8 protein-coding genes are annotated in these 11,919 nt (G+C 51.5%); 4 read left to right on the top strand and 4 right to left on the bottom strand.

The window, feature by feature from the left end; translation table 11 throughout:
• Positions 1 to 15: 15 nt before the first annotated feature.
• The 4 genes from D3H35_RS27275 to D3H35_RS27260 all read right to left on the bottom strand — a co-directional run bounded on the left by D3H35_RS27275 (position 16) and on the right by D3H35_RS27260 (position 6,338).
• Positions 16 to 2,769, bottom strand: coding sequence for an AAA domain-containing protein (locus D3H35_RS27275; RefSeq protein ID WP_119152275.1), 2,754 nt, complete (start codon positions 2,767 to 2,769; stop codon positions 16 to 18).
• A 165-nt stretch (positions 2,770 to 2,934) separates the two neighbouring features.
• A complete protein-coding gene (locus tag D3H35_RS27270; protein WP_119152274.1) occupies positions 2,935 to 3,300 on the bottom strand; it encodes an ATP-binding protein in 366 nt (121 codons plus the stop codon).
• Complete coding sequence (locus D3H35_RS27265; RefSeq protein WP_199728625.1) at positions 3,273 to 5,075, bottom strand: ATP-binding protein; 1,803 nt, start codon at positions 5,073 to 5,075, stop codon at positions 3,273 to 3,275. Before D3H35_RS27265 ends, D3H35_RS27270 begins: the two co-directional genes overlap by 28 nt.
• Positions 5,076 to 5,117: 42 nt before the next feature.
• Positions 5,118 to 6,338 carry a hypothetical protein gene (locus tag D3H35_RS27260; RefSeq protein WP_119152273.1) on the bottom strand — a complete coding sequence of 407 codons (1,221 nt, stop codon included), beginning with the start codon at positions 6,336 to 6,338 and terminating at the stop codon, positions 5,118 to 5,120.
• 274 nt (positions 6,339 to 6,612) lie between these two features.
• Between D3H35_RS27260 and D3H35_RS27255 the strand changes: the two genes are divergently transcribed.
• From D3H35_RS27255 to D3H35_RS27240, 4 genes are all read left to right on the top strand, one after another.
• Positions 6,613 to 7,245, top strand: a complete 633-nt coding sequence (locus D3H35_RS27255) for a hypothetical protein (protein WP_119152272.1) — start codon at positions 6,613 to 6,615, stop codon at positions 7,243 to 7,245.
• The gene (locus D3H35_RS27250; RefSeq protein WP_119152271.1) at positions 7,238 to 8,944 is read left to right on the top strand and encodes a GMC family oxidoreductase N-terminal domain-containing protein; all 1,707 of its coding nucleotides are present in this window, start codon (positions 7,238 to 7,240) and stop codon (positions 8,942 to 8,944) included. Before D3H35_RS27255 ends, D3H35_RS27250 begins: the two co-directional genes overlap by 8 nt.
• A 262-nt stretch (positions 8,945 to 9,206) precedes the next feature.
• Positions 9,207 to 10,736: a spore germination protein gene (locus D3H35_RS27245; protein ID WP_119152270.1), complete on the top strand. Its 1,530-nt coding sequence runs from the start codon at positions 9,207 to 9,209 to the stop codon at positions 10,734 to 10,736.
• Entirely contained in the window at positions 10,733 to 11,914 is a 1,182-nt protein-coding gene (locus tag D3H35_RS27240) for a Ger(x)C family spore germination protein (protein ID WP_158594305.1), read from the top strand. Before D3H35_RS27245 ends, D3H35_RS27240 begins: the two co-directional genes overlap by 4 nt.
• Positions 11,915 to 11,919 lie beyond the last annotated feature (5 nt).

Genomic DNA, 11,919 nt, shown 5'->3' with positions numbered 1-11,919 from the left:
CTAATCGACACTGATTTACAGAACTTGTTCCAGCGCATTCCTAATTTTTGTAATTTCATCTGAACCGGTTGTGGGAAGTCTTAATAAGGGTAAATGATATTTTGTACAAATGCTGTCTTTCATTAAATCCCGTTTAGGTTGATCCGGGTTATTCCTATGAGAAGCAAAGCCATCCACCTCAATCGCAAGCAGAGGCTGCTTATTAATGGCATCATATATAACGAAATCAAATGACGCTCTATTTCGTATATACGATTCCTCTTGTTCATTGAGAGACTCGCGGAAACGAATTTCATTGTTAAACAAATCTTTTAGATACACTTGTGTGCCAAAAAAGACGGACTTGTACTTTTCTTCGCTTAGCAAGTCTGTTAGTACGCGCCACATAATATTTTCAGACTTATATCTCGATTTTGAAACTAATCGACTTTGCAACTGATTAAGCTTTGCCGAGTATTCTGAATATAACAAGTCAAACACGGAAATTAATTCGCTGCTGGTGATATGCTCATGCAGGCTGTTGTATTCAATATATCGTATTAAATTGCCAATATCTTTGCGGGAATTTCGAAACAGAGCATGGTCAGTTACTAGAATAAATTGGTTCTGGGCTCTAGAGACGGCGACATTGACCAGACATGAGTTTTCAACAAATTTTTTCCCGATCTGGCCATTTCTCGTTCGGTCCAGAACAGTAGAAAGAATCATGATAGGTTTCTCACGCCCTTGATATCTATGAACGGTATCGATTTCAATTTTATGGTCTAAAATCAAGGAAGCCTCTTCCACCTGCAAACGATAAGGAGTTGTGAAGCCAATATGTTCCATCGGGACATCGACCAGTCTAAGCTCTTCCAGAATTTCTTCTTTAATCGCATCAATCTCTCTATGATTAAACTTTCCTTCTTTGCCCTTCACGGTCACTCTTCTCATATGGTTGCCAATAGCTGTGTAATGCAATCTGATCGGGATATCCGCCTCCTTTTCAGGCGTAAACGGAATTAAATCTCCCTTGTAATACTGACTGTTGCAAAACCCAATGATGGTAGGATGACATCTGTAATGCTCCTTTAACATCACACGGGGAACATTCTCACCATAGATCGCAAGCATGGAAGAGAGCAAGCTATGCTTAAAATAATTGTACGTTTCATTGGAAGGCCTATTTACTAGCTTACTTTGGATCTTTTCATCTACAATTTGCGGCAATTGCTTAGTGTCTCCTACTACGATGACCTGCTTGCAGCAAGATAAGGCAAGTACACCCGTCAGAAGATCTACTTGAGAAGCTTCATCGATAATTACATAATCAAAAAGAAAGTCTTCAGGAATGCAAGAACGCAAGGAATGCGTCGTACTAAGCATTATTGGAAAGCTTTCGATAAACTCGTCGAAGTCTCTAATATAGCTTCCCATACTTCCTTGATAAGTCGTTTTGCCTTCATATTTGTGGTGCAGCTTGTGCTTAAACAGAGCTGAGGAATACGATTCATGCCGATCCAACAAGTCAGAAAAGGAGTATCGATCCAGCTCCATCTGTATATCGCTGCTCTCCTGCTCCAATTCGGCCAATTTTGACTCGTAATACTTCATTTGCAGTTTTGTAATCCATTCAAGACGGCTTTCTTTCAGCTTTTTAAAATCAAAAAATCCATACTTGAAAAGCAAGTTGGCTTTATGAAAAAACCGCAACGAACGATTTCCCGTAAAATACTCGTCCGCTAGAAAAGCGATTATAGTATCGGGAGTTTGGCGCCGAAGAAACAGCCGCTTTATTCCATCCAAATCCTGCGAACGATTATGTATATGGAAGTGCTTTTGCTCCAGACGATAGGCTGCGATGTCCTGATCAAGTTTGGCCTTGCGATTAGCTAGTCCCAACAGTCGCTTAAGCCGTTCGGACAAGTCGCGAACGGTCTCTGTCAGTTGTTCAACTTGAATTTCGCTTTTCCATTCTGTTACGCGATATTCGGGCAAATTCCTAAAAAACGCTTGTTTATTTTCTTTTTTGCCGAGCGATGCCGCGATGAAGTCGTATCCGTACTTCTGCAGCTTATCTTTTACATTTTGCACGGCGGCATTATTGCCGGAAACGACGGCTACCGATTTATTTTGCATAATCGCGGCATTCGCTAAAATATTTAAAATGGTTTGTGTTTTGCCTGTACCAGGAGGACCTTCAATTATTGAAATCTTGCTGAGAAGCGCTTGTTCCAGCGCCTGCATTTGACTCAAATTAAATCGAAACGGAAAAATGGCGGGAATAGAGCTTCGGTTAGATTGCGTAGAAAGGGTTTGGTTCATATAAGCTGCCAATACGCTTTCGGGATGAATAGCATTTAGTTTGGAATATTGTTTCTTTAAGAACGTTTCCGGTTCGTCATCGGTCTTAACATGTTGCGCAATTTCCGCCCAGTACTCCATGAGCTCCCCTATTTTATTGTTATCGCCGTCTGCGTGCTCCAGCCGAATTAAAGCAGAATCATAAATTTGTGTATGTTTATCTCCGAAAAAAACTTTAATAACTCCTTCAAAATCAACCATCTCCTGCACATTTCGAAGAGGCATTCCCCTATACAGCACCCTATGATCGCGAATATCTATTGGTATGGGATTACGTTTAATACTAACTTTAGATGTGGAATACGTGTATGGTTCCAGCCTGCTCTTAAATTGAATTTCCACTCCGTTTTCCAAAACGGTGTACTTAGCAATATCCTTAGTTTGATCGCCTTTATCTGTAACGATTAAAACAGTGCGTTCATCCATATCCTTAGTTCCTCGGTAATAGAGTTAATAGACTGCTTCATGAGTAATTCTCCATTTTTTGTCGATTTCCCTCTAAAACAACCAACTATTTCCTTGAATAGAAGCACAAAACCGCTAATAGCCCGGAACTGGAGCCATTAGCGGTCCAAATAACAAAATAATCGGCTACAAAAGATGAATTTCATCGAAGTAAAAAGCGTACTCAGCCAGCTCGTCTTTGGTCATCGCGCGATTCGTCTTGTCCAATTCATATTGATAAGCCTTCAAAATATGCTTCATCCCGACGGCTTCCGAGCTGTCGCTTGCCAGGAAAGCGGCGGTTATCGCCATATTTTTTATATTGCCTCCGGCCACGGGCAGCTTGCGGGCGAGAAAATCGTAGTCGAGCTCCCGGTCAAGCGGCGTCTCCGCCGGGAAAATCCCTTGCCAGATCGCTTTTCGCTGCTCTTCGTCGGGTATGGAGAAGCGGATCACATAGTTGATTCTCCGCAAAAAGGCTTCGTCTATGTTTTGCAAATAGTTCGTCGCCATAATCGATATTCCCCGTACTCCTCAATCTTCTGCAGCAAAAAGGCGACTTCCGTATTGGCGTTCTTGTCGTGCGAATCTTTGACCTCCGAACGTTTGCCGAACAAAGCGTCGGCTTCGTCGAAGAACAGAATGGCGCAGCTCTTTTCCGCTTCGTCGAATATTTCGCGCAAATTTTTCTCGGTTTCGCCGATATATTTGCTTATAATCTGCGACAGATCAATTTTATAGATTTCCATGTCCAGCTCTTTTGCGACAACTTCGGCCGCCATCGTCTTGCCCGTGCCGGGAGGGCCGGAGAACAGCAGACTGACGCCGGTGCCGTAAGAAAGCTTCTTGTCGAACCCCCACAACCCATATACGGTATGCTTGTACTGAATATGATTGCAGGCGTGTCGGAGCTTCTTCGTTTGGGCTTCGGGGAGGACGAGGTCTTCCCACCGTTTTTTGGGCGTCAGCCTCTTCGCCTTGGCGTCTAGATGGTGGTTCAACTGCTTATAACACGCTTCAACCATATCGCTCCAACGAATCGGGCCGGACTTGCCTTCCTCCTGCCTCCATTCGGATAACGTGCGGGCCGTCCGCATCGCATTCGACATTTGCCCCGGGCTAAAAACAAAGCGGGAAGCCAAAATACCCCAGTCCACCGATTCGTCGACTTCGTAAGCTGCGGCAAGCGTCCTCCAGGCATCCGACCGTTTCTCGCCCTCCAGCGGAGGAATTTCCAGCTCCAGATCGATTCGGCTGCGCAGGTCGATCGGTTGGCAAGGCTGTTCCGAGAGAACAAAAACAATGCCGGACATCGTCTTTAGCCGATCAAGCAGCTCCCGCTTCCGATTCCGCATCGCCTCCGAGTCTTCCTGCAGAAGAAATCCGCAAAGAACCGGCAGCGCTTGTTGAATGGCCGCTTCGCGAAATACGTTGTCGAGCGCATCCGGCCCTTCACGCTCTTCCTCCGGAACCTTCGTCATATCCACGAACAACATCGGCTCGTTGAAGTAATGCCCCAGATGAGCGAGCTGCGTTTTTTTGCCTGCTCCTTCCGTTCCCCACAACGAAATAATCAAGGCCGAATTCGAAACCTCCGAACCGGAAGCGCGCCGTGTGATCCACTTGCGCAGCTTAGCCTGAATATCTTCATGGCCAAGAAGGGCCGGAGGCTGGTCGCCAGGAGAAAGCAGGCTCATATATCGTTCCATCGAAGGGGGCAAGCTGGCGGAATCCAGAATGAATCGGACGATTCTTTCATCCAGGCGGCAATACCGGTTAATCGTCGTTTCGTATTTGCGAACGCCTGCAGGCTCGCGCAGAAAAAAACGGCGAAGCAAGCCGTCGTCTCTCAGCGCTCGAACCGCCTGAAAGCGCTCCTCCTCGTCCCTTCCTGCCAGAGAAGCGACCAAATCCCGGCGAGGGTAGGCCGCTCCCCGCTCCTCTTGCAGCAGTTCGAAAGCTCCTTCGTATTTACGGTCGATTTCGATGGCAAGACAGATGAAGATCATTCTTTCTTCCAGCTTCGTCAGTCCGAATATGCGCGCCAAATAAGGAAGCGGCAAAAACACGTTCGCCTCTTCGCTTAAGCGCGTTCGCAGCTCCGACCTCCGAAACGCGCTTTCCAGCCGTTCGGCCAGCCGGGCCCTAGCGTCGCCGTCCGGGCTCATCCGCCATTCGATGCCGGCATCCAGCCACTGAAGCCAGCCCTGCACGTATTCGATCCCGTCGGCATAAGGAGCTTCGGCGTTCGCCGACGCCAGGTTCCGCTTCGGTATGACTTGTTCCATACCTCTCCCCTCCCTCTATCGGCCCATATACGAATGAAGCGTCTAGGAACGGCCGAAAAACTTTTTCATTCTGGACATAAGCCCTGTTCCTTCTTCTTTGGGCTTGGCCGCTGCAGCCCTCTCCTGTTCCACTTCTTTCGCACGCCTCTTGTAGTGTTTGTGATGCTCCGTTTCTCCCCGCGCATGAGCTGTCAGTCGCTTGACCTGATCCTGACCGTCTATAGCCGGAGCCGCTGCGCCTGCCTTCCCTTTGCCTGCGTCGACTAGAGCATGTCGTTGTTGCTCCAGTCCGATGAATTCATCGATGTTCTCGTAGCCCGCGAACTCCTTTTTGCCCATCGCCCTGCGGGCTTCTTCGCGCGCTCGAGCCTTCTTGACCTGTGTTTGTGCGCCGGAAGTAGCAATATCGCCGATCATGCCTGCGGCCGTTCCAACCGCACCCGCGACTTGGCCGGCACCCGGAATGATATTGCCGGCAATCCCCGTCACGGTGCCGATCCCCGCCTTGACCCGTCCGGTGGTAATTTTCGTGCCAAGCGCTTTCGCTTGGGAAGCCGCGCTCGATTGGATCGACTCGTCGGTCGACGTAGCCGCGATCCCCCTCATAAGATCCCGTTCCTTCACGTCATACTTCTCGGCCATCTTCTGCTGAATGCCTTTGCCGACGAGCGGAATCATGCCTGCAGCCGTCTGTCCCGGGTTTTGAATGACGTCGTTTACGGCGTTCTTCGCCTTTTGCTTAATATCGAACTTGCCCGGCAAAATCCGCTTTTCGATCTGGTTCGTCCGCACATCCTCTTCAAGATTCACGTCCTGCTTGCGGTTGCCGCTTCGCTCGCGGCTTTTGGACAAATCCCACTCGCCGTGGCGGGCATTGCTTATATGTTGGGGGAGATTGTACCATTTGGGGTTGTTAGCCGCATCCGTCTCCCGTTTAACGCGATCGTGAAAATCTTGGCTTATCCCTGTTCCGACCCCTTCGGACTCGCCTTCGGACGCTTCGACTTCGGCGGAAGGCGCGGTTGCTGCCTGAGGCGCGGTAGGAGCTTCGGTCGCTTCCGGCGCTTCCGGCTTCGGACCCGCATCCATGCCCGGAAAAACGCGAACCGCCCCTTCGGCTTTCAATCTCTCCATAGTGGCAGCTTTGTCGGGGCTTTGTTCGGCTTCCTCCGATTGCTCTTCCTGCTCGGATTCTTCCCGCGAATGTGAACGGCTGCGAGTCGATTCCTCATCCGCTTTGCGAACTTTGACGGCTTGCGGCATAATCGTCCAACTCCTTTGGCTGACGTAGCTTATCCTTTCAATATTAACGATAGTGAATAAAAGAATAATGAAAGATCGGAGCTAGAAAAATTCAAAAACCGCGTAGCATCAACGTCTTCGCGGTTTTTTACAGGTGCTGAAATTATTTTTTCGATAATTAGAACGCCCCCGCCATTATCGACTCCAATCCGCACCGCACCGAAAGCTCGCATAATGGACAGCTTCTCCCCAATAAGCTCCAATGATAAGGTTTCGCACGAGGAGGCGATCTCCGATGTATCCGACAACCGTAGATTCGTACACATACGTTACGTTTCGCGCGCTTGTCGACGCAATCGTACCGGCTACGCCCGCATTGGCCGTGTTCGGAGCCGATCAGACAATCGGCGCCGTCCAGTTAACCGTTCACGAGTATATGATCTGGGAGATGAACAATAGCTTGACGCTCGTTCTCGGCTATTATCCGGAAGTCATACCGCTGGCAGCTCCGACTGCCGGATTGATGAACGCCGGAGCGATTCAGCTCGTTGCCTCCGGACAGGCGAAATACGCCGGACCAAACTCCGTACCGTTCGCCTCCCTCTCGCCCGAGGACAGAATCCGCACATTGGCTCTTCTTGAAAACCTCCATGTCGATCTCGGGACTTTACCGCCCCCTTACCGCAACGACGGCGGACTGGTCAAATTCGTCGTGGACTTCCTCAATCGGCAAACGATGTTCGGCAATTACTCGGAATGGCCCGCATACGGAACTACCCGGCTCGCAACGCCAACCGAGCGGAAGCTTGAGTACTTTCCGATCGGCTGGAAGCAAGCCGGTTATCCGGGGGTGTCCAAAGGGTATCGCGCGTTTCGCGGAAATGTGCTGACGATTGTGCGAGAAGGAGGCGAATCGTTCATTGTATGATGCCGATGTAATCGTAATCGGCTCCGGCGGCGGAGGCGCCGTTGCAGCCAAGGAGCTCGGAGAATCGGGACTGAAAGTGCTGGTGCTGGAAGCCGGCCCGTTCTACGGGAACAAGCAATGGCAGCATCCGAACAGCGAACGTGGCGGGGAGTGGAGCTCCCGCTACGACGATCTGGATGTGGGCATATACAAACGGATCTACAACATGTACGAGAACAACATGAACGATGTCGTATCGGGCACATTTCGTTTCGGACCCGCGGACCGCCGACGTACGCCATGGCACCGGGTCATGCGGCAAAAGGGCGATATTTGGCAGGCGGCGGGAGTCGGAGGAACGACGCAGCATTACTGGTCGCAATCGCCGCGGGCTTTTCCCGCCGCGATCGACGGCATCTGGCCGATCAGTTACAACGAGCTGATACCGTATTACGAGAAAGTGGAAGCGACTCTGCCCGTACAATTTTCGCCGACGACTCCCAAAGAGGAATTGTTCTATTACGGCGTCAAAAAGGCCGGCTGGACGCTTATTCCGACGCTGAATGTGACAACGCCGGGTTATCGGCCGAATCCGAATGCGATCCTCCCGGTAAACCCGCACTTGATGGACACCCGCTACTCTATGGATCAACTGTGGAATATGGAAGGCTGCACCTTGCAGGGGCATTGCGTTAACGGATGCACGGCCGGACCGTCTATGGACAAAATCGCCAAGCGAAGCACGCTGGTCAGCTATATCCCTCTCGCGCTCAAAACCGGCAATGTGGCGATCCGGCCCAATTCCTTCGCCATCCAGATATTGACCGAGCAAGATCCTAAAGAAGGACTGCGCGCCTCCGGCGTCAAATTTCGGGATACATGGACCGGAGAGATTCACGAGCTGACAGCCAGATCGGTCGTCCTGTGCGGCGGCTGCATCGAGACTCCGCGTCTTTGGCTCAACTCCGGTCTGCCCTTCAATTCCTGGGTCGGGAGAGGGCTTACGAATCACTGCTTCGACTGGGTAGGCGGCGTGTTCGACGAACAGGATCTCATGCGAATTATGGGCGAACCCGCTGTCTATCCTTACGTCGGTCATACTTCGGGCGCAAGGGTCGACATTCCGGGTACCGGAATCTTTCAGGTTTCCTGCCTCAGTCCGGGAATCATGTCGTTCTTGACTTACGGCTTCAGCGAAGCGGGATATAGCGCATTGAACCCTTCGGCACCGGGAGAACCATGGAATATTCGAGGCCGGGTAGTCGGTTCGGCGCTGAAGGAGCTGATGCGGAATTATGCCCGAACGATGACCTATCTTCTCCTGACGGATGATGAAACGTTGTACAGCAACCGGGTTGAGGTCGATCCGATTCTTAAGGACGAGAATGGTCCGGTTCCCGTTGTCTATTACACCCCCAGTCCGAAAACGCTGCAACGACGAGACAGGCTGGCCCGGCATGCCTGCCATTCATTAAAGGCGGCCGGCGCCAAAACGATCATTCGTTCGGATACGCCCTTCAGCTTTATGCTTCACCTTGAAAGCACGATGCGGATGGGCTATGTGGTGGACACGAACTGCGAGGCTTATCAAGTCAAGCGATTGTTTATTGCAGACAACAGCGTCCACGTCAACGGAATCGGCGGCCCGAATCCGACTTTGACGACCCAGGCGCTCGCGACCCGTACGTCCGAGAAGCTCGTCTGTCTCTATTTTTCCTAACCTGCCGGCGTCGAAACGGACCAATAGAGCACCGCCCCCGACAACGCGACAATAAGCAGCAGCACAATCGCCTTCAAAACCATTTTCACACTCGATCCCCTCTCCTTCTTTTCCTATTCCATCCAGTATGCTCGTCTGAACGGAACGTTAGCCGCCTTGCGAAGGCCAGCCCAATAGGCTGGCTTGGCTGGCTTTCCTCGCGCATAAGCTTGGTAAAAGAAGGGAATCGTATTCGTAAAACTTTTCTGCTATCGGAGATTCCATGCGAAAAAAAACGAGCCTTCCTCCCTTCACCGATTCTCAGCCGGATGCACATTCGAATGCGCCTGTGCAGACATTGTCCGAGACGCTTGACGACAATGAAGCGGTCATTCGGAGCGTCTTCGACAGATGCTCCGATCTGATCGTGCGCAGGCTTCAACTCCCCGGCTCCGTGTCTTGCATGGCCGTTTACTTGAGCGTGCTCATCGATGATGACAAATGGAGCAGCGGGCTGCTTCAGCCTCTGATGAATTTGGATACGGACCGGCTGGAGGACCGTTCCAAGCTGTTGGAATGGCTGCGAGACCGCATGGATTCAACCTATCAGCCGCAAACTGCCGAAACGATAAGTGAGATCGCAAGGAGCATCGTAGGCGGCGGCGTTGCCCTGTTTTTCGAGTCCTATTCTCTAGCCTTGACCGTTATGATCCCGAACCAGCTTCACCGCGCTTTGGAAGAACCGAAAACGGAGGCGGTCATACGCGGGCCCCGTGTCGGGTTCATCGAGAAAATCGAGATTAATCTGACCTTGCTCCGCCAACAGATCCAATCTCCGCAGCTCAAAATCGAGCGCATGTCCGTTGGAACGGTCACCCGTACCGAAGTGGCGGTCGTCTATTTGGACAAGCTTGCCCCTTCAGACGTAGTGGAGGTCGTCAAGAAACGGCTGTCCAAAATCCCGATGACCAGCGTGCTCGGAACGGGCTATATCGAAGAAATGATCAGCGATCATCCCTACTCTCCGTTCCCGATTATCAATACGACCGAGAGGCCGGATTCCGCTTCGGGTTCTCTGATGGAAGGAAAAGTGGCGGTTCTTGTCAACGGGACGCCGCTGGTCATGATCATGCCCGTCACCTTCTGGTTCGGCTTCCAATCGACCGAGGATTACTACATGAACTTTATTTTTGCGACGATGCTGCGGTGGCTACGGTATTTGTTTGCATTTTTTGCCATTGCCGCACCCTCCATTTATGTCGCGATTACGACCTTTCACCAGGAAGTGATACCGACCAGCCTGGCGCTGAGCCTGGCGACTGCAAGAGAGATCGTTCCATTCCCGACGATGGTCGAGACGTTGATCATGGAAGTGACGTTCGAGGCGCTTCGCGAAGCGGGCGTTCGTCTGCCCCGCGCGGTCGGCCAAACGATCAGCATTGTCGGCGCGCTCGTCATCGGACAAGCCGCCGTTCAGGCGGGGATTATATCCGCTCCCATTATTATCGTCGTTTCGCTGACGGGAATCGCTTCGTTCCTCATCCCCCAGCCGGCCATGAGTCAAGCGATCAGCATCTTACGTTTTCCGATGGTCATTTGTGCGGGCACATTCGGGCTGTACGGGGTAAGCGGCTGCATCATCGCGCTCCTGATCCATCTTGCGAATTTGCATTCCTTCGGTTTTCCTTACCTATGGCCTGTCGCTCCGTTCAACCGGGCCGGCATTATGGATGTCCTGTTCCGGGCTCCATGGGGAATCATGCAAAAGCGGCGGCAGCTCGTCCAGCAGGATCCGGAGGCGCAAAATCCATGAGAGCAGGCTGGAAACCGTTCATCATCGCCATATCGACCGTCTGTCTATGTCTGCTTTCCGGCTGCTGGGACCGCAAGGAAATGGACGAGCTTGCGCTCGTCATGGCCAGCGGCGTCGATCTGGCTGAGGACGGACAGATCGAAGTCACGCTTCAGATCGCCATCCCGACCGGCATTCCGGGCACCCTGCAATCGGGAGGGAAGGAAAAGAAACCCGTCGAAGTGATTTCGGCAAAAGGCGAGGCCGGATTTGAAATTATCGGCAAGCTGCAGCAGCAATTGTCGCGCAGACTCTTTTTCGGTCACCGGGCCGTGTTCGTCGTCGGTGAAACCTATGCCAGGAATAGCATAGATCAAACGCTGGACGTGCTCATCCGTTTGCCCGACAGCCGTCACAACTGCTATATTCTGACCACTCAGGGCACAACCGCGAAAGAAGTTTTGACGTCCCCGTATCATATGGAATTCATTCCCGCCATCGGAATGAAAAACATCCAGTCCGGCGATTTTTCCGTTGGCGTGAAAATCGACGAGTTTATGGCCGATCTGTCGATCGAAGGCAAAATGCCCGTCACAGGGGCAATCAGCCTGATCCGATCGGGGAACGAGAATACGTTCCAGATCGATCAAGCCGCCATCTACCGCGACACGATGCTGGTCGGGTACTTGTCGGGAGCCGAATTGAAAGCTTACAAGATGATTATGGATGGAGCCCATAACCTAATGGTCACGGTTAAAGTCGAATCGCAGCACGCGAAAACAAAAGGCACCGTGTCCGCGGAGATTCTGAAAGGAGGTTCGCGGGTGCGGACCTTCTGGCGGAACGGAATGCCGCAGATTGAAGTGTTCTACCATGCGACCGCCCGAATTACGAATAATGATTCCACGCTGGATTTGAGCAAGTCCAACAATTTGCTTCGGGCGGAATCGGAGCTTTCGGACGAAGTCCAGAACGCAATCGAACGCATGATTGACAAGCTGCAGCACGAATTCAAAGCGGATGCGCTAGGTTTCGGTACGCTCTTCCACCAGCAGCACCCGCAAGTATGGAAGCAGTTGAAAAGCCAATGGAATGATCGCTATCCGGAGGCTCGCGTCGACGTGAAAGCCCGGATAAGGATCGAACGGATGGGGAGAACGGAAGCGCCAGGTCCGCTCGAAAGCGAAGAAGTGCGTTAGAAGGC

Origin of the sequence: Cohnella faecalis, from assembly GCF_003570905.1 — a bacterium.
Classification (GTDB): domain Bacteria; phylum Bacillota; class Bacilli; order Paenibacillales; family Paenibacillaceae; genus Cohnella; species Cohnella faecalis.
Note: the sequence above shows the minus strand (reverse complement) of the source record. Positions and strands in the feature narration are given on the sequence as shown.

What these genes read in the sequence shown, in the direction of transcription:
- D3H35_RS27240 (WP_158594305.1), top strand. Translation starts at nt 10,733, where the DNA reads ATGAGAGCAGGCTGGAAACCGTTCATCATCGCCATATCGACCGTCTGT.
- D3H35_RS27260 (WP_119152273.1), bottom strand. Translation starts at nt 6,338, where the DNA reads ATGCCGCAAGCCGTCAAAGTTCGCAAAGCGGATGAGGAATCGACTCGC.
- D3H35_RS27275 (WP_119152275.1), bottom strand. Translation starts at nt 2,769, where the DNA reads ATGGATGAACGCACTGTTTTAATCGTTACAGATAAAGGCGATCAAACT.
- D3H35_RS27265 (WP_199728625.1), bottom strand. Translation starts at nt 5,075, where the DNA reads ATGGAACAAGTCATACCGAAGCGGAACCTGGCGTCGGCGAACGCCGAA.
- D3H35_RS27255 (WP_119152272.1), top strand. Translation starts at nt 6,613, where the DNA reads ATGTATCCGACAACCGTAGATTCGTACACATACGTTACGTTTCGCGCG.
- D3H35_RS27245 (WP_119152270.1), top strand. Translation starts at nt 9,207, where the DNA reads ATGCGAAAAAAAACGAGCCTTCCTCCCTTCACCGATTCTCAGCCGGAT.
- D3H35_RS27270 (WP_119152274.1), bottom strand. Translation starts at nt 3,300, where the DNA reads ATGGCGACGAACTATTTGCAAAACATAGACGAAGCCTTTTTGCGGAGA.